General features: G+C 63.4%; 17 protein-coding genes. 8 read left to right on the top strand and 9 right to left on the bottom strand.

Annotated features, from left to right (window positions below; all coding sequences use genetic code 11):
• Window positions 1-85 precede the first annotated feature (85 nt).
• A complete protein-coding gene (locus AC1RCO_RS15700; RefSeq protein ID WP_220223457.1) occupies window positions 86-1,117 on the top strand; it encodes a histone deacetylase family protein in 1,032 nt (343 codons plus the stop codon).
• 12 nt (window positions 1,118-1,129) lie between these two features.
• A complete protein-coding gene (locus tag AC1RCO_RS15705; protein ID WP_053160490.1) occupies window positions 1,130-2,230 on the top strand; it encodes a polyamine ABC transporter substrate-binding protein in 1,101 nt (366 codons plus the stop codon).
• Window positions 2,231-2,343: 113 nt separating this feature from the next.
• Here the strand turns inward: AC1RCO_RS15705 and AC1RCO_RS15710 are convergent, their stop codons facing one another.
• Entirely contained in the window at window positions 2,344-3,555 is a 1,212-nt protein-coding gene (locus tag AC1RCO_RS15710) for a YeeE/YedE family protein (RefSeq protein WP_015637524.1), read from the bottom strand.
• A 39-nt stretch (window positions 3,556-3,594) separates the two neighbouring features.
• Window positions 3,595-5,145: a MocR-like pyridoxine biosynthesis transcription factor PdxR gene (gene pdxR, locus AC1RCO_RS15715; protein ID WP_220223458.1), complete on the bottom strand. Its 1,551-nt coding sequence runs from the start codon at window positions 5,143-5,145 to the stop codon at window positions 3,595-3,597.
• A 105-nt stretch (window positions 5,146-5,250) separates the two neighbouring features.
• Between pdxR and AC1RCO_RS15720 the strand changes: the two genes are divergently transcribed.
• The 3 genes from AC1RCO_RS15720 to AC1RCO_RS15730 are packed head-to-tail and all read left to right on the top strand — an operon-like array spanning window position 5,251 to window position 7,042.
• Window positions 5,251-5,874 (top strand): FMN-binding negative transcriptional regulator, encoded by a 624-nt coding sequence (locus AC1RCO_RS15720; RefSeq protein ID WP_220223459.1) that lies wholly within the window; start codon window positions 5,251-5,253, stop codon window positions 5,872-5,874.
• Between the two features lie 30 nt (window positions 5,875-5,904).
• Window positions 5,905-6,351: a GNAT family N-acetyltransferase gene (locus AC1RCO_RS15725; RefSeq protein ID WP_065365003.1), complete on the top strand. Its 447-nt coding sequence runs from the start codon at window positions 5,905-5,907 to the stop codon at window positions 6,349-6,351.
• 19 nt (window positions 6,352-6,370) lie between these two features.
• Window positions 6,371-7,042: a GNAT family N-acetyltransferase gene (locus AC1RCO_RS15730; protein WP_019093468.1), complete on the top strand. Its 672-nt coding sequence runs from the start codon at window positions 6,371-6,373 to the stop codon at window positions 7,040-7,042.
• 66 nt (window positions 7,043-7,108) lie between these two features.
• On the opposite strand, the gene AC1RCO_RS15735 is transcribed toward AC1RCO_RS15730, so the two are convergent.
• Complete coding sequence (locus AC1RCO_RS15735) at window positions 7,109-8,008, bottom strand: homocysteine S-methyltransferase family protein (protein ID WP_103291485.1); 900 nt, start codon at window positions 8,006-8,008, stop codon at window positions 7,109-7,111.
• 110 nt (window positions 8,009-8,118) lie between these two features.
• On the opposite strand from AC1RCO_RS15735, the gene AC1RCO_RS15740 reads away from it, so the two are divergent.
• The gene (locus tag AC1RCO_RS15740; protein ID WP_492617852.1) at window positions 8,119-8,940 is read left to right on the top strand and encodes an ABC transporter substrate-binding protein; all 822 of its coding nucleotides are present in this window, start codon (window positions 8,119-8,121) and stop codon (window positions 8,938-8,940) included.
• Window positions 8,937-9,773, top strand: coding sequence for an amino acid ABC transporter permease (locus tag AC1RCO_RS15745; RefSeq protein ID WP_065365000.1), 837 nt, complete (start codon window positions 8,937-8,939; stop codon window positions 9,771-9,773). The genes AC1RCO_RS15740 and AC1RCO_RS15745 overlap by 4 nt, the downstream gene beginning before the upstream one ends.
• A 3-nt stretch (window positions 9,774-9,776) precedes the next feature.
• Here the strand turns inward: AC1RCO_RS15745 and AC1RCO_RS15750 are convergent, their stop codons facing one another.
• The 4 genes from AC1RCO_RS15750 to AC1RCO_RS15765 all read right to left on the bottom strand — a co-directional run bounded on the left by AC1RCO_RS15750 (window position 9,777) and on the right by AC1RCO_RS15765 (window position 14,785).
• Complete coding sequence (locus tag AC1RCO_RS15750) at window positions 9,777-10,046, bottom strand: helix-turn-helix domain-containing protein (protein WP_011064320.1); 270 nt, start codon at window positions 10,044-10,046, stop codon at window positions 9,777-9,779.
• Entirely contained in the window at window positions 10,043-11,317 is a 1,275-nt protein-coding gene (locus tag AC1RCO_RS15755) for a type II toxin-antitoxin system HipA family toxin (protein WP_401333203.1), read from the bottom strand. The genes AC1RCO_RS15750 and AC1RCO_RS15755 overlap by 4 nt, the downstream gene beginning before the upstream one ends.
• Window positions 11,318-11,549: 232 nt before the next feature.
• On the bottom strand, window positions 11,550-13,358 hold the full coding sequence (gene oadA / locus AC1RCO_RS15760; protein WP_011064322.1) for a sodium-extruding oxaloacetate decarboxylase subunit alpha: 1,809 nt from the start codon (window positions 13,356-13,358) through the stop codon (window positions 11,550-11,552).
• Window positions 13,359-13,369: 11 nt separating this feature from the next.
• A complete protein-coding gene (locus AC1RCO_RS15765; RefSeq protein WP_015637534.1) occupies window positions 13,370-14,785 on the bottom strand; it encodes an acetyl-CoA carboxylase biotin carboxylase subunit in 1,416 nt (471 codons plus the stop codon).
• A 190-nt stretch (window positions 14,786-14,975) separates the two neighbouring features.
• Between AC1RCO_RS15765 and AC1RCO_RS15770 the strand changes: the two genes are divergently transcribed.
• Entirely contained in the window at window positions 14,976-15,938 is a 963-nt protein-coding gene (locus AC1RCO_RS15770; protein ID WP_015637535.1) for a LysR family transcriptional regulator, read from the top strand.
• Here the strand turns inward: AC1RCO_RS15770 and AC1RCO_RS15775 are convergent.
• Window positions 15,880-16,092: a PA3496 family putative envelope integrity protein gene (locus AC1RCO_RS15775; RefSeq protein ID WP_072451902.1), complete on the bottom strand. Its 213-nt coding sequence runs from the start codon at window positions 16,090-16,092 to the stop codon at window positions 15,880-15,882. The genes AC1RCO_RS15770 and AC1RCO_RS15775 overlap by 59 nt on opposite strands.
• 122 nt (window positions 16,093-16,214) lie before the next feature.
• Window positions 16,215-17,951, bottom strand: coding sequence for a hypothetical protein (locus AC1RCO_RS15780; RefSeq protein WP_492617853.1), 1,737 nt, complete (start codon window positions 17,949-17,951; stop codon window positions 16,215-16,217).
• Window positions 17,952-17,977: the final 26 nt, after the last annotated feature.

Consider the following 17,977-nt stretch of genomic DNA (forward strand, 5'->3'; position numbering starts at 1 on the left):
CCCTTTTGGCCGCTCCTGCCGTTCTCCCAAACCCCGCGCCCCGCAAGACTGTAATCCACCGAATCAGCCTGCGGAGAACAAGAAAATGCTGACGATCTACTCGGACGATCACCACCTGCACCACGGCCGTTGCGAACTCATCGACGGGCAACTGATGCCCTGCTTCGAAATGCCTTCCCGGGCCGACCATGTTCTGGACCGGGTGCAACAGCGCAACCTCGGTCCGGTGCAGGCGCCCAAGGATTTCGGCCTGGAGCCTATCGAGCGCATCCACAGCCGGGCCTACCTGGACTTCTTCAAGGGCGCCTGGGCGCGCTGGGCGGCACAGGGCATCGACGGCGACCTGCTGCCCTACACCTGGCCGGCGCGTACCTTGCGCAGCGTGATTCCCACCAGCCTCCACGGCCAGCTCGGCTACTACAGCTTCGACGGCGGCGCGCCGATCACCGCCGGCACTTGGCAGGCGGCCTATAGCGCGGCGCAGGTGGCGCTGACCGCCCAGGCCCATATCCAGAATGGCGCTCACAGTGCCTTCGCCCTGTGCCGGCCACCGGGACACCACGCCGCCGGCGACCTGATGGGCGGCTACTGCTACCTGAACAACGCCGCCATCGCTGCCCAGGCGTTCCTCGATCAGGGCCACAGGAAGGTCGCGATCCTCGACGTCGACTACCACCACGGCAACGGCACCCAGTCGATCTTCTATGAGCGCAGCGACGTGCTCTTTACCTCGATCCACGGCCACCCGGAAGCCGAGTTCCCGTTCTTCCTGGGCTATGCCGACGAATGCGGCGAAGGCGCCGGGGAAGGCTTCAACTTCAACTACCCACTGGCCGCCGGTAGCGGCTGGGATGCGTGGAGCGCGGCCCTGGAACAGGCCTGCAACGAAATCCAGCGCTATGACGCCGACATCATCGTGGTGTCCCTGGGCGTGGACACTTTCAAGGACGACCCGATCTCGCAATTCAAACTCGACAGCCCGGACTACCTGGCCATGGGCAAGCGCATCGCCGCCCTCGGCAAGCCGACGCTGTTCGTCATGGAAGGCGGTTACGCGGTTGAGGAAATCGGCATCAACGCCGTCAACGTTCTCGAAGGCTTCCAAAGCGCCCAGTGAGGGATTCGCATCATGCAAAGACTCAAACGCTTAATGATCCCCGCCCTGTGCGCCAGCCTGCTGGGGACCGCCGCCCACGCCGAAGAACGCACCCTGCGGGTGTACAACTGGTTCGACTACATCACCCCCAAGGCCCTGGAAGACTTCAAGGCCCAGAACAGCCAGGTGAAGCTGGTCTACGACATCTTCGACACCAACGAAGCCCTGGAGGCCAAGCTGCTCACCGGCAATTCCGGGTATGACGTGGTGGTGCCGTCCAACGTGTTCCTGGCCAAGCAGATCGAGGCCGGGGTGTTCCAGCCCCTGGACCGCAGCAAGCTGCCCAACTGGAACCATCTGGACCCCAAGCTGATGAAGCTGATCGAGGCCAACGACCCGGGCAACAAGTTCGCCGTGCCCTACATGTACGGCACCATCCTGATCGGCTTCAACCCGGACAAGGTCAAGGCCGCCCTCGGCGACAAGGCGCCGGTGGACAGCTGGGACCTGATCTTCAAGGAAGAGAACATCAGCAAGCTCAAGCAGTGCGGCGTGGCCCTGCTGGATTCGCCTTCGGAAATCCTGCCCCTGGCCCTGCAGCACCTGGGCCTGGACCCCAACAGCAAGAAGCCGGCGGACTACGAGAAGGCTGAAGCGCTGCTGATGAAGATCCGGCCGTACATCACCTACTTCCACTCCTCCAAGTACATGGCCGACATCGCCAATGGCGATATCTGCGTGGCCGTGGGCTATTCGGGGAGCTTCTCCCAGGCCGCCAACCGCGCCAAGGAAGCCAAGAACGGCGTGACCGTGGACATGCGCCTGCCCAAGGAAGGCGCGCCGATCTGGTTCGACATGCTGGCGGTCCCCAAGGGCGCGAAGAACCCGGAAGATGCCTACACCTTCATCAACTACCTGCTGCAACCCCAGGTGATTGCCCCGGTCAGCGACTTTGTCGGTTATCCCAACCCGAACAAGGACGCGACCGGACTGGTAGACCCTTCGATCCGCAACAACCCCAACCTGTATCCGACAGAAGCGGCCATGAGCACCCTGTACACGCTGCAGCCGTTGCCCCGTGATGCAGAGCGGGCGCGGACCCGGGCCTGGACCAAGATCAAGTCCGGGACCTGATCCGGCGCAAGCACACGGGCGGTGTTCTGGTGGGCGGCGACCGACGAGGACGCGGCGGGTGATAGACCGCGTCGCCGCTGTTCGCCGGCAAGCCGGCTCCTACACAGTGGCGTTTAGCAGCCGGTGAGGCCTTGGGGGCTGCGTTCTTCGGCGAAGAACCAGGGCCGCAGGCGCACGCCCACGCCGTTGCCGATGAAGGCCGCCACCAGCCACAGCCAGCCATGCAGGCTGCCGGAGGCGATGCCGCTGAAGTAGGCGCCGATGTTGCAGCCATAGGCCAGGCGCGAACCGTAGCCCAGCAGCAGGCCGCCGATTACCGCCGCTACCAGGGAACGGGTGGGGATTCTCAGGTTGGGGGCAAAACGTCCCGCCAGCCCAGCCGCCAGCAACGCACCCAGGACGATGCCGATGTCCATGACACTGGTGATGTCCTGCCACACCGGTGCCGCCAGCGCCTTGGCATTCGCCGCGCCCTGCCAGAACACCCAGCTGCCCACGTCCACCCCCAGCCCGCTGGCGACCTTGGCGCCCCACAGGGCGAACGCCGAGGTAATGCCCCATGGGCGCCCCGCCAGGGCCAGGGTGGCAAAGTTCAGCAGAGCCAGGGCTACCGCGCCCCAGACCAGCGGCCAGGGGCCGCGCAGCAGCCGGCGCCAGCCCTGGTGCTCGCTGGTGACCGGAGCTTCAAGGCTGCCATGACGGCGCTTTTCCAGGGTCAGGGTGAGCACCGCGATCAGCGCGAACAGGCACAGGCTCAGGCCCAGCGCCGGGCCTACACCAAAACTCTGGACGATGGAGATTGGCGGCAGCGACGGCAGCGCAAACCACCAGTCGACGTGATGGGTGGCGATCAGCGAACCGCAAATGAAGAACGCCAGGGTCACCAGCATCCTCGCATTGCCGCCGCCAACGGTGAACAGGGTGCCCGAGGCGCAACCGCCGCCCAACTGCATGCCGATGCCGAAGATGAAGGCACCGAAGATCACCGAGACGCCGGCCGGCGCCACCAGCCCCACCACCGGCTGGCCGAACAGGCTGCCCGCCCCCAGCGCGGGGAAGAACAGCAGTACCGCCAGGGCCAGCATGACCATCTGCGCTCGCAGGCCGGCGCCACGCCGGTCGCGGATGAACACCCGCCAGGCCGAGGTGAAGCCGAAGGCCGCGTGGTACAGGGTCAGCCCCAGGGCAGCGCCCAGCAGCAACAGCAGCACCTGGCGGGCACCCACCTGGGCTTGCAGGAACAGAGCACCGGCCACCAGCATCAGCAAGGCGAACAGCGGGGCGCCGAACTTGCGTTCAGGCGCCAGGGAGAGGGTCTGGCTCATGGGGGTTCTCGCGCGGGAAATGCTCGCGAGTATACCGCGTCAGGCCCGCCAGGCCTGGCGCAAACGGCTTACCGCAGCCTGTATATCGGCTTCCGGCACAGCCGCGAAGCCCAGCACCAGCCCGGCCCGCTGGTCCTCGGGCAAGGTGGTTTGCGGCAGCCAGTAGCTGCTCAGGCCGGCGACCTCGACCTCCACACTGGCGGCCTGGGCCAACAGTTCCTGTTCCCGCGCCAGGCTGTCGACCCGCACCGTCAGGTGCAGCCCCGCCGCCACGCCGGGCAGCGGCCCAACGCCGCCGATCGCCTGTGGCCAGGCCGCCAGCAAGGTGTTGCGCCGGCTCAGGGCCGCCCGGCGCATGCGCCGGATATGCCGCTGGAAGTGCCCGGCGGCCATGAACTCGGCCATCACCGCCTGGGTACTGACCTCGGAATGGCGCACGTCCACCGCCCGGCGCTGGGCGAAGGCCTGGAACAGGGTCGGCGGCAGCACCAGGTAGCCCAGGCGCAGGGCCGGAAAGGCGACCTTGCCGAAGGTACCGACGTAGATCACCCGGCCCTGGCGGTCCAACGCCGCCAGGGGGGCCAGGGGCGCACCGCTGTAGCGGTACTCGCCGTCGTAGTCGTCCTCGATGATCCAGCCCTGGCTGCGTTCGGCCCAGGCCAGCAGCTCCAGGCGCCGGGCCAGGCTCATGATCACCCCGGTGGGGTACTGGTGGGACGGCGTGACATAGGCCAGGCGGCAGCTGTCCAGCTGCTCCAGCTGGCGGCAGTCGATGCCCTCCTGGTCCACCGCCACGCCCTGCAACTGCGCACCCGCCAGGGCGAAGGCATGCCCCGCGGCGCGGTAGCCGGGGTTTTCCACAGCCACCTTGTCGCCTGGCTCCACCAGCAGCTGTGCACAAAGGCTGATGCCCTGCTGCGCGCCACTGGTGATCACAATTTGTTCAGCCGTGCAGTTCAGGCCCCGAGCGCTGCGCAGGTAGGCGGCGATCAGGCTGCGCAGCCGCGGATCGCCCGCCGAGTCGCCGTAGCACAATTGCCCGAGGTCGGGCCTGCGCCAGAAAGCCGCATTCAGCTTGGCCCAGACCTCGAACGGGAACAGATCGAAGGCTGGCACGCCAACCCGAAAAGCCCGTGGCGGCCCCTTGGGCGGGGTACTCAAATGATGGGTTTGCAGGCGCTGCCAGCCACTGCTGTGGATAACTTTACTGGATAAATCACCAGCAATTTCTGCCTGTTTTGTGGATAAACCTGTGGGTAAGCCTGTTGAAAACCCTGTGGATACTTTTGTGGATAGTTTTTTGATCGGCAATCGGGTTTCCGGCAATTGCGCCACATAGGTGCCGTCACCGACCCGCCCTTCGATAAAACCCTCGGCGTACAGCTGGTCATAGGCCCGCACTACGCTGTTGCGGGAAATCCCCAGGGCGGCGGCCAGGTCGCGGCTGGCAGGCAGGCGCGTACCACTGGCCAGGCGCCCGTCCAGCACCCGCTGTCGCAAGGCCTGGTACAGCTGGCGACTGAGGCCCTGGCGGCGGTCCAGCTCGATGCCGGCAGGGTTGAAAGACAGCGGAGGCAACGCACTGTTCATCGCGGGATCTCCAGGGAATTGGACCTATGAAATAGACCAGAGATGGCTCTTACAACGAACCATTAGCCTGCCTAGGATGCAGCCACTCGCCAAGGATTTTTTTACATGTACCTACCCCGCGCTTTCGTCGATGAAGACCTCGCCCGCCTGCAGCAACTGATCCTGGGCAGCCGCCTGGCGACCCTGGTGACCTGGGGCACCCTGGGCCTGCAAGCCAGCCACCTGCCCCTGCTGCTGGACCCCGGACAGGGGGCCAATGGCACCCTCTACGGGCACCTGGCCAAGGCCAACCCGCAATGCGCCGAACTGGCCGCTGGCGCCGAGGCGCTGGTGATCTTCACGGGCGAGGATGCCTACGTCAGCCCCTCGTTCTATCCAAGCAAGGCCGAGCACGGCAAAGTGGTGCCGACCTGGAACTACGTGGCAGTGCACGCCTATGGCCAGCCTGAGGTATTCAGCGACCCGGAGCGGCTGCTCAAGGTGGTGGGGGGCCTGACCGAGCGTCACGAAGCCGGCCGCCCCCAACCCTGGCAAGTGACAGATGCCCCCGCCGACTACCTGGAGGGCATGCTCCGGGCAATCGTCGGCTTTGCCTTGCCGATCCAGCGGCTGGAAGGCAAGCGCAAGCTCAGCCAGAACCGCAGCGCCGAGGATATCGCCGGGGTGCGCGAAGGCCTCGCGGCCAGCGCCGACCTGCGCGACCAGCAACTGTCCCGATTGATGAGCTAGGTTTTCGTCCAGAACAATAAAGGAGCTTTCATGCGCCAGATCCAGATCCGCCCCGTTACCGCCGCCGACCACAGCGCCTGGCTGCCCCTGTGGCAGGCCTACCTGCGCTTCTACGAAACCGAGCTGGCGGATGCCGTGACCCAGAGCACCTGGCAGCGCTTTCTCGACCCCAGCGAACCCACCAACGCGGCCCTGGCCTGGGACGGCGAGCGCGCCGTGGGCCTGGTGCATTTCATCTACCACCGCTCCAACTGGAGCATCGAGAATTCCTGCTACCTGCAGGACCTGCTGGTGACCCCGGACCAACGCGGGACCGGCGTGGGCCGCCAGCTGATCGAGTTCGTCTACGCCCAGGCCAAGCAGGACGGCTGTGCCAAGGTGCATTGGCTGACCCACGAAACCAATGCCACGGCCATCCAGTTGTATGAGCGCATCGCCGAGCGCCCGGGTTTCATCCAGTTCCGCAAACCCCTCTGAGTTGCCAAGGAGCCACTGCATGTCGATTTCACTCGCCGATTGGAAAGGCGTTCCCGCCCCATCGGCCACCCTGCTTGATGGGCGCTTCATCCGTTTGGAAAGGCTCGACCCGGCGCGCCATGGCGACGATCTGTTCCAGGTGCTGCAAGGCCCGGGCGCCGATCCGGTGCTGTGGAACTACCTGCCTTACGGCCCCTTCCCCGAGCGCGCGGCGTTCGATGCCTGGCTCAGTGGCCATGCCGCCGCCAGCGACCCGTATTTCTTTACCGTGATCGACCGCGCCAGCGGCCAGGCCCAGGGCATCATCAGCCTGATGTCCATCGTCCCGGCCCAGGGCCGCATCGAGATCGGCCACGTGACCTTCGGTTCCCCCATGCAGCGTTCGCCAAAAAGCACGGAAGCGGTGTACCTGCTGGCCAAGGAAGCTTTCGCCCTGGGTTACCGGCGGCTGGAGTGGAAGTGCAACAACGCCAATGAGCGCTCGCGCTATGCCGCACAACGCTTGGGTTTCAGCTTCGAAGGGGTGTTTCGCCAGCACATGGTGGCCAAGGGGCAGAACCGCGATACCGCGTGGTTCTCGATCCTGGATGGGGAATGGCCGGTGATTGCCAAGGGTTTCGAGCAATGGCTCAGCGATGAGAACCAGAGCGGCTCGGGGCAGCTCAAGTCGCTGGCGGAGTGTCGCGGGTAAGCGGGATTTTCGCCGGCAAGCCGGCTCCTACAGGCCTGTGTAGGAGCCGGCTTGCCGGCGAAGGACTCAACCGAGCTTCTGCGCCAACACCGCAATATGCTCCGGCCCAATGCCGCAGCAACCGCCCACATGGCTGGCACCGCGCTGGTGCCAGTCCGCTACCCAGTGCAGATAACCCGGCGGGTCCAGGTCTTCACGCAGCGGGCACAGGCCATCGTTGGCGGTGGCATCCTCGGGCTGCGGCGGAAAGGCATTGGCATACACGCCAATGTGAATCTGCACGCCCAGGCGCTCGAAGGTCTCGCGAGCCGCATCCACCGCAGCCCCAATCACTTCCGGCTGGCTGCAGTTGAACAGCAGGGTCTGCACGCCCAACTGCGCCGCCGCTGCCGCCGCTTCTGCCACCGGTTCGCCGGAACGCAGGCGTGGCACTTCATCGACGTCTTCATCCTTCAGGGTGAAGGACAGCCAGAACGGCTTGCCGTCCTTGGGCAATCCGGCGTGGATGGCCCGCGCCTCGGCGATGGAGCTTTGGGTTTCTGCGAGCCACAGGTCCACGAAAGGCGACAGGCCCTTGACCAGCGGGCTCAGCACTTCCTCGACCCGGGACGCATCGAACAGGTCCGGGCGATAGGAACCGAACAGCGGCGGCAACGAACCCGCGACCCGCACCGGCTTGCCGGAGGCCTCTACTGCGCGGCGCGCCAGCTCACCGGCCAGAGCCGCCAGGGCTTGGCCTTCAGCGGCAAAACGTTCCTCGCCGATATGAAACGGCACCACCGCGTAGCTGTTGCTGGTGATCACGTTGGCACCGCTGTCGATATAGGCCGCGTGCACCGCCTCCACCGCCCGGGGGTCTTCGCTCAATGCCAGTGCCGACCACTCGGGTTGCCGGAACGGCGCACCACGGCGCTGTAACTCGCGACCCATACCGCCATCCAGAATTACCGTGCTACCTGCGCCCATATGCTTTTCACTCATATGCTTATGAAAATAACTCACTATCAGAGTCGTTCTTATAACTATTTAATACGCACCATTCAGTTAATAACAACTCTTTTTCAGTCAGGTTTTCGATGAATTTCAAACCGCTGCTGGCCCTCGGCCTGACCGTTCTCGCCGCCTCCTCCCAAGCCTTCGCCGGCACCACCCTGGAACGTATCGAGCAGAAAAAGGAGCTGGTCGGGGTGCTGATGGAAAGCTACCCGCCCTTCTCCTTCCTCAACGAGCAGAACCAGCTGGACGGCTTCGACGTCGACGTGGCCAAGGCCGTAGCCGACAAGCTCGGGGTCAGGCTGCGCCTGGAAACCCCGTCCTGGGATGTGATCGCCGCCGGACGCTGGAGCGGGCGCTACGACATCTGCATCTGCTCCATGACCCCGAGCAAGGCCCGCGCCGAGGTCTTCGACTTCCCGGTGCAGTACTACGCCTCGCCGGCGGTGATCGTGGTCAACGCCAAGGATGAACGGATCCACGGCGCCCAGGACCTGAGCGACAAGAAGGTCGGCCTCACCGCCGCCTCCAGCTACGAGGGCTACCTGAACAAGAACCTGGTGATCGAAGGCGCCGAGGACACCCACCTGCAATACCCCTTCGAGAATGTGCAGATCGCCCCCTACGACACCGACAACGTGGCCTTCCAGGACCTCGGCCTGGGCCCGGGTGTACGCCTGGATGCGATCCTCACCAACCTGGTCACCGCCCAGCCGCGCCTGACCCAGGACTCGCGCTTCAAGCTGGCCGGCGAGCCGCTGTACGCCGAGCCCAACTCGGTGGCCATCGAGAAAGGCGATGCCCAGTGGAATGCCAAGGTGCGTGAAGTCTTCGCCCAGCTGAAGCAGGACGGCACCCTGAGCAAGCTGTCGCAGAAATGGATCGGCGCCGACATCAGCCAATGACCGCCTACACGCCACCGCCGCAGCCACCACAATCGGTGGCTGCACCGCTGCTCAAGCGCCTGCTGGGCTTTCGCACCCGCCTGTACCTGACCTGGGCCGCGTTGCTGGTGCTGTTCGCCAGCTTCTTCCTGAGCTTCGAGCTGAAGTTCTCGATCATCCTCGACAAGCTGCCGAACCTGCTGGGCCTGCACCTGTCCCCCAGTGGTTTCCTCCAGGGCGCGGCGCTGACCCTGTTCCTTTGCGCCTGCGCCATCGTCGCCTCGTCGCTGCTGGGCTTTGTCACCGCCCTGGCGCGGCTGTCCTCGAGCGCCGTGGCGTTCGGCATCGCCAGCTTCTACGCCTCGTTCTTTCGCGGCACTCCGCTGCTGATCCAGATCCTGCTGATCTACCTCGGCCTGCCGCAACTGGGGGTGGTGCCGGGCGCCATTACCGCCGGGATCATCGCCCTGTCGCTGAACTACGGCGCCTACCTCAGCGAGATCTTCCGCGCCGGCATCCTCGGCGTGCCCCATGGCCAGCGCCAGGCCGCCCTGGCCCTGGGCATGAGCGACAGCGTGATCTTCTGGCAGGTGACCCTGCCCCAGGCCATGCGCACCATCATTCCGCCGGCCACCAACCAGTTCATCTCGATGCTCAAGGACTCGTCGCTGATCTCGGTAATGGGGGTCTGGGAAGTGATGTTCCTGGCCCAGTCCTACGGCCGTTCCAGCTACCGCTACATCGAAATGCTCAGCACCGCGGCGCTGATCTACTGGCTGCTGTCCATCGGCCTGGAACTGATCCAGGCGCGGATGGAAAGGCATTACGGCAAGGGTTACGTTCAGCGCGGGTGAAGCTCAAGGGCGCAGGGAAACCACGCCCATCTGCAGGCCGAAAGGCTTGAACACCGCGTTCAGCGACTTGAGGGTCGGGTTGCCGTCGCCGTGTTCGATATGGATCAGGGTACGCAGGGAAATCCGGCACATCCTGGCGAACTGGCTCTGATGCAACCCGGTGACTTCAGTGCGCAGGCGCTTGACCGCATCACCAACCGACAAACGCCCAGCGGCCAGTTCCTGGCGGATGTTATCGATCAGCAGGCCGCGCTGTTCCAGGGTTGTAGTCATCGCAAACCCCACTCCTGCAGGCGTCGATCCAGGTCACGCAGGTAAATGCGCGGGTGATTCAGGGTGGCCTCGGGCAAGCCCCCGGCACTCAGCAGGTCCGGCAGGGCCCGTAGCCGTTCGGCATCTTCGCGCAGGCGCGTCAGCGCAGCATCGGGATCGATCAGCGGCTTGAGGCTGGCACACACCTGGCGCCAGTCGATATCTCCCGCCACTTCCATCCGGCCGGGCCATTTGGTGCTGCGGGTAATGCCCTTGTCATCCATCACTCGCGGCGCCAGATCGTGGATCGGCGCCAACTGCACCTGGCCCTCGTGACGGATGATCCAGGTATTGCGCCCATGGTTGGCCGAGTTGCCAAGGATCTTGTTGAGCAGGTCCCGACGCAGGTAGTCGGCCACCAGCTCCGGGATCGCCGAGGCCTGCCCGGCGGTTCGCCAGAGTTCGGCCAGCAGCCCCAGGACCTTGGTGTGCCGCATGCCCAGGCTCTGGCCGGGCAACCCCGCCAGGGAATAGATGGACTCCAGCGCCAGCCGTTCCACACCCTGCCCGTGCAGGCGACGATCAAAGCGTCGCATCCACAGGCTCGGCTGCCGCTCCTCTTCCAGGGCCAGGCCTTGGGCGGGAACCGTATCGATGCCCAGCTGCTGCAGCGCCCGGTAGTAGTGGAACTCGCTTCTGAGCATGTCGCAGTCATTTGGCGTCGCCTGCTCTGGCGGGCATTTCACCAGCCAGTGGCACGCCGCCAACCTGTCTTCCAACAGCGCATCGGGGTACAGCAACCCGTCACGCCCCTGGGTCAGCAGCAGCTTCGTCGCCTCGCCAACGGCACCGGTGGCCCCGCTCATTGCCGCTCCCTGTTCATGGGCGTATTCAAGAAAGCGGTTGTCGCGGGCGCTCACCTCGGCCCGGGAGAACCCCAGCAGCGGCCGTTCATTCATGGCGGCAAGGGACTCCTTGATCCGCAGATTGCCCATGGGGGCCGCGCTGGATCGGGCCAGCAGGAACAAGTCGGGGGCAATGCCGGCGGGGCGCGCGCCCACCGAGCGCTCGGCCAAAAAACGCTGCATGGTGAGCGTCGGCGCAATGTCATACAGGAACGCCGGGGCGCCCGGACTGCGCAGCAGTTCCCAGGTCAGCGGCAGACGCACACTCACCGATCCCGCCAGCGGCGTGGCAAAGGCTTCCAGATTGCCTGCCAGGTACGACTGCTCATAACCCAGACGGCAAGGGCTGGTGAAGCCCTGCTCGGGATGCTCGAAAATCAGGATCATCGCATCGCTCCACGTCCCGGCGCGATGGACCTGTAAAGTCAGCTGTAGCATTCATTACCTGCAATTTAATGCACTTTTTGTGCGTCATTACCTCTTCGAAATGCATTGTAATGCAGATACAGCCGATTTTTGCAGATAATAAATGCACTAAAATGCACTCAGGCAAATCGTGGACAAAAAAAGGGAGGCCGTAGCCTCCCCGAGGTAAAGCGTTGCAGATGAAGGCCTGAACTCAGCCTTCGATCTCGATCAGGATCTCGCCCGGGTTGACCCGGTCGCCCTTGGCCACATGGATCGCCACGACCTTGCCGGCAACCGCTGCCTGGACTTCGGTCTCCATCTTCATGGCTTCGGTGATCAGTACCGCCTGGCCGGCCTTGACCGTGTCGCCTTCCTTGACCAGCACATCGACGATGTTGCCCGGCATGGTGGTGCTGACATGGCCCGGGGCGCTCGCCTGCTTGCGCTTGCTACCACCACCGCCGACGAATTCGTTGAGAGGTTCGAACACCACCTCTTCCGGCATGCCGTCGATGGACAGGTAGAAGTGGCGCTTGCCTTCGGCCTTGACCCCGACGCCGGTGATGTCGACGCGGTAGGTCTCGCCGTGGACGTCGATGACGAACTCGGTGGGCACGCCTTCACCGCCCGGCTTGCTCACGCCGCCCGCTTCAGGAATCGGCAGCAGCACTTCCGGAACCAGGGTGCCGGCCTCACGCTCTTCGAGGAACTTGCGCCCGATGTCCGGGAACATGGCGTAGGTCAGCACGTCTTCTTCGGAATGCGCCAGGGCGCCGATTTCGCCACGCAGCTTGGTCATTTCCGGCTTCAGCAGGTCGGCGGGACGTACATCGATCACCTCCTCGCTGCCGATGGCCTGGCGCCGCAGTTTCTCGTCGACTTCCCCCGGAGCCTTGCCGTACCCGCCTTGCAGGTAGAGCTTCACTTCGTTGGTGATGGTCTTGTAGCGCTCGCCAGCCAGGACGTTGAAGAACGCCTGGGTACCGACGATCTGCGAAGTCGGGGTCACCAGCGGCGGGTAGCCCAGGTCGTGACGGACCCGTGGAATCTCGGCCAGCACTTCGTTCATGCGGTTCAGGGCGCCCTGCTCTTTGAGCTGGTTGGCCAGGTTGGAAATCATCCCGCCCGGCACCTGGTTGACCTGCACCCGGGTATCGACCGCGGTGAATTCGCTTTCGAACTGGTGGTACTTCTTGCGCACGGCGTAGAAGTACAGGCCGATTTCCTGCAGCAGTTCCAGGTCCAGGCCGGTGTCGAACTCGCTGCCTTTGAGGGCTGCGACCATGGACTCGGTACCCGGGTGGCTGGTGCCCCAGGCGAAGCTGGAGATGGCGGTGTCGATATGATCGGCGCCGTTCTCGATGGCCTTGAGCTGGCACATCGCGGCCAGGCCCGCGGTGTCATGGGAGTGGATGAACACCGGCAGCGACAGCTCGGCCTTCAGCGCCTTGACCAGCTCGCCGGTGGCGTAAGGGGTCAACAGGCCGGCCATGTCCTTGATCGCGATGGAGTCGCAGCCCATGGCTTCCATCTGCTTGCCCTGGGCCACGAAGGCCTCGATGGTGTGCACCGGGCTGGTGGTGTAGGCGATGGTGCCCTGGGCGTGCTTGCCGGCGGCTTTCACCGCTTCGATGGCGACCCGCAGGTTACGCACGTCGTTCATGGCGTCGAAGATGCGGAACACGTCGATGCCATTGACCGCCGCCTTGGCCACGAAGGCCTTGACCACGTCATCGCTGTAATGGCGGTAGCCCAGCAGGTTCTGGCCGCGCAGGAGCATCTGCAAGCGGGTGTTGGGCAGCGCGGCGCGCAGTTTGCGCAGGCGCTCCCAGGGGTCTTCCTTGAGGAAGCGCACGCAGGCATCGAAGGTGGCGCCGCCCCAGACTTCCAGGGACCAGTAGCCGACTTTGTCGAGCTTGTCGCAGATCGGCAGCATGTCGTCGGTGCGCATGCGGGTCGCCAGCAGCGATTGGTGGGCGTCGCGCAGGATGGTGTCGGTTACATGAATCTTCTTGGACATTGTTTTATTCCTCACAGGCCTGCGTGGGCGGCAATGGCGGCGGCGATGGCCAGGGCCAGCTCTTCGGGTTTGCGCTTGATCGAGTAGTTGGTCAGTTCCGGGTGGCTCTCAACGAAGCTGGTGTTGAACTGACCGCTGCGGAATTCCGGGTTACGCAGGATTTCCTGGTAATAGGCGGCGGTGGTCTTGACCCCTTGCAGGCGCATGTCGTCCAGGGCGCGCAGGCCACGGTCCATCGCTTCTTCCCAGGTCAGGGCCCAGACCACGAGTTTCAGGCACATGGAGTCGTAGAACGGCGGAATGGTGTAGCCGGTGTAGATCGCCGTGTCGGTGCGCACGCCCGGGCCGCCGGGGGCGTAGTAGCGGGTGATCTTGCCGAAGCTGGGCAGGAAGTTGTTCTTCGGGTCCTCGGCATTGATCCGGAACTGCAGGGCAAAGCCGCGGTGCTGGATGTCTTCCTGTTTCACCGAGAGTGGCAGGCCGGAAGCAATGCGGATCTGCTCGCGGACGATATCGATGCCGGTGATTTCTTCGGTGATGGTGTGTTCCACCTGCACCCGGGTGTTCATCTCCATGAAGTACACCTCGCCCTCGGCGAGCAGGAACTCCACGGTGCCGGCGTTCTCGTAGCCCACGGCCTTGGCCGCGCGCACCGACAGGTCGCCGATGTAGGCACGCTGTTCCGGGGTCAGCTGCGGGCTCGGGGCGATCTCGATGAGCTTCTGGTTGCGGCGCTGGATCGAGCAGTCGCGCTCGAACAGGTGCACCACGTTGCCAAAGCTGTCACCGAGGATCTGCGCTTCGATGTGCTTGGGATTGACGATGCACTTTTCCAGGAACACTTCCGCCGAACCGAAGGCCTTGGTGGCTTCGGAAATGACCCGGGGGAAAGCCTGCTCCAGCTCTTCACGGCTGTTGCAACGACGGATGCCGCGCCCGCCACCACCGGAGGTGGCCTTGAGCATCACCGGGTAGCCGATGCGGTCGCCTTCGGACAGGGCTTCGTGGATATCGGCCACGTTGCCTTCGGTGCCCGGAGTCACCGGCACGCCCGCCTTGATCATGCTGCGGCGGGCTTCGGTCTTGTCGCCCATGCGGCGGATCACTTCCGCCGACGGGCCAATGAACTTGATTCCACGTTCGGCGCAGATGTCCGCCAGTTCGGCGTTTTCCGAAAGAAACCCATAGCCGGGATGCAGCGCATCACAGCCGGTTTCCACCGCCAGGTTCACCAGTTTGCGTGGGTTCAGGTAGCCGGCCAGCGGCTCGGCGCCAATGCTGTGGGCCTCATCCGCGCGCTTTACATGCAAGGCATGGCGATCGGCGTCGGAGAAGATCGCTACCGAACGGATGCCCATTTCCGCGCAGGCACGCACGATTCGTACGGCAATCTCACCACGGTTGGCGATCAGGATCTTTTTTATCACTTGGAGGTTCCCTTGAGCCGTTGAAACAGACGACCCGCTAGACCGAGTCGGCGCGTGACCAAATGTTTCAAGTCAGTCGCAGCGACACACTAGCTCTGCAGAGGGATTAACAAAAATCAATAATTATTGGGTTGGCCATAAGTAAAGACTTATAGTCATGCCACCAGCCCTTGGCGCGAGCCCTCAAGAAATGCGCAAGTCCTTGATGAGACTGACATTGCGTCAGTTGCAGATTTTCAATGAAGTCTGCGATCTACGCTCCTACAGCCGCGCCGCCGATGAAATGTCCCTCACCCAGCCCGCGGTCAGCCTGCAGATTCGCCAGTTGGAGGAGCTGATCGGCCAGCCTCTGTTCGACTATGTGGGCAAGAAGCTCTACATGACCGAAGCCGCCGAAGCGCTGCAACGGGCCAGCCGGGACATCTTCGGGCGCCTGGAGAACCTCGACATGCAGCTCTCCGACATGCAGGGTTCGCTGCAGGGCCAGCTCAAGCTGGCCATCGAATCCAGCGCCAAGTACTTCGTGCCGCACCTGTTCGCCGCCTTCAAGCGCCAGCACCCGGAAGTGCACCTGCAACTGACGGTGGTCAACCGCTCCCAGGTGATCCGCCGGCTCTCGGACAATCGCGACGACCTGGTGATCATGTCCATGGTGCCCCAGGACATGGAGCTGGAGTTCCTGCCCTTCCTCAACAACCCGATCGTCGCGGTGGCCCCGCCGGAGCACCCCCTGAGCCACATGGGCCCGCTGCGCCTGCAGGACCTGGAGCCCTACACGCTGGTACTGCGCGAACAGGGTTCAGGCACACGCCTGGCGTGCGAGGAGTATTTCAAGGAGAAGCGCGTGCACTTCACCCAGATCCTCGAAGTGTCGTCGGCCGAGGCTCAGCGCGAATGCGTGCGGGCAGGTCTGGGCGTGGCCTTGTTGACGCGCCACGCCCTGAACCTTGAGTTGGCGACCGGCGGGTTGGTCGAGTTGCCGGTCGAAGAGCTGCCATTGCTGCGCAGCTGGTGCCTGGTGCAGGCCAAAGCCAAGCGCCTGTCACCGGTAGCGCATGCGTTCCTGGGATTCATCCGCAGCGAACGGGTGCAGATCAGCGGCTTGGTTGAACGCTTCGACGGGAAGCTGCGGGCGCCGCCTGCCAGTAATTGACGGCGTCCAGCTCGGGGTAATCGTTGATTTGCTGCTGTAACTGACGCAGCTCGAAGCGGTGTTCGATCGCACGACGAAATTCCATGCGGCGCTGGTCTTCCTGCTGACGACGGGTCTTGACTGCGCTGTTGCTCTCTTCGTAAGGCCGGGCCATTTCGAGTCTCCCAATGCGAGTACGGAAGCTTCACGATGCGCCACCCCGATGACAGTTGTACGTCAGCGGGGTAACAGAACGATGAAGCTTGGCACGCACGACGAACGGCAGCCCGGGAATGCTCAATGGGTCCGCTGCGAATCGTCCCGGTAACGCTCCGGACTCAAGGCACTCAAGATCAGTCTCTTGCGGGCCTGCGGCAAGCGGTAGTACGTATGCAGGTGCGGGTTCAGCTGGAAGTACAGCTTGCGGCTGCCGAACAGCGTCTGCGCATACAGGTGTTCATCGCGCAAGACTTCATAAGGCGTGGCGCTGTGCATGCTCAACACCGAGCGTACCCGGTCCTTGCCCTTGATGGCCTTGCAGATCAGCTTGCCGAACCAGGCCTCATCGCTTCCCGATGCTAGTGCGTTAAAGAACTCTCCCATGAATCCATTGAGCTTTTTCAACGGGTTGCAGTAGATCTCCTGGGAAATTCGCGCCAGTTCCAACATATCTCGGTTGAACTCTCTGATCGAGGAGAACACCGCCTGCACCGGGGCCGGCCACTCAGGCGGCATGTTGTATGGGGTGAAGACCGTAGGGAACGCCACGTACAGTTCAGCGACCTGCGGCTCCGATTCGATCCTGTAGCTGATCAGCGGGTTCTGGCTTCCATGTGGCAGAGGCATTTCCTGCATCACTTCCAAGGCAATGGCATAGGAAGCGGCATAGAACCCCAAATGCCCCAGTTGCTGTTTTTCCGAGTACGGCAGGACGTTCCGATAAAACCCCAGGGATCGGGCAGTCTCGCCATCCTCCAGTGCCAGGGCGGCACGAGCCTGCCACGCGAAGGCCTCGAACAGCCGGTAATCCGGATCCTGCTCCAGCTTCGAGAAGGCCTGTTCGATCACCACGGGGTCCCGGAACTCCTCTTCGGTGGCCAGCAGAAGTTGGTACAAGGGCTCGAACGCCTCCACTGACCTTGCGTCGACTTGTCGGGAAAAGAGCGTGAACAGGTACTCAAGATGCTCATTTTCACGGGCATCCAGCGATCTCGAAACAATGAAGCCATCAAATAGACCGGCATGCGCAGTAGCCAGTCGATCAGGCTTGCGGCGCCCGCAGACTGCTTCGTAGTGATAACGAAAACGTTCTACCAGGGTGGCTTTCGAATCCATCCGAGCAGCTTCGTACATGGCCGAAAAACGACTCAGCGCAGTCGCTGCCGTATAACCGCAACGAACGGCGTCCAGCAGTGCTAGTTGCTCTGCTGCAGTCAGTTTGCTGGATGAAATCTCCGCGCTCAGACCTTCGATCTCGGCATTGATCGTGGAGAGTTTCTTGTGGGACTTGTCACTGACCTTATCCAGAGCGTAGAAAAAATCCGGAGTTTCGATACCCGCCGGGACCAGGCTCTTCACGTACCCCCTCAGCGAAGCAGCCTGCATGTCGCTGGCCTGATGACTGACCAGCAGTGCCTCGAAATGATAGAGCGTGTTTCGAGAAGAAAGCTTGGCGTGCACTCGATGCAGAAGTACGGCCAGTTGTGGCAGGACCCAAGTATCCAGGAACCGGACTATTCCAGTGTCGTAATTCTGGTAAGTGATGACCGGACGTGACCTCACTATCGAGAAGACATGCTCGTATTGACCCAGACAGTGCTGGAGCGTAGCGGCCAGCGCCTTGTCGTCCTCTACCAGATACCTGAGCAGGTCGGGCAGCAGCCCCTGCTCCACGTCGTTGGTTTTCCTGAAGTACAGCTTCTGCTTGGCCTCATAGGACCTAAGTTCGGAAAAACCATCGGCAGTGGCAGTCACCAGCCCTAGCCCCCAGCACAGCACTTCGAAGACCTCAAAATACGCTGGAATCCTGACCATCGACTGTCGCTCCTTGAAAAATGGAC

The sequence above is a fragment of the Pseudomonas sp. GW823-FHT03E05 genome (assembly GCF_058796855.1).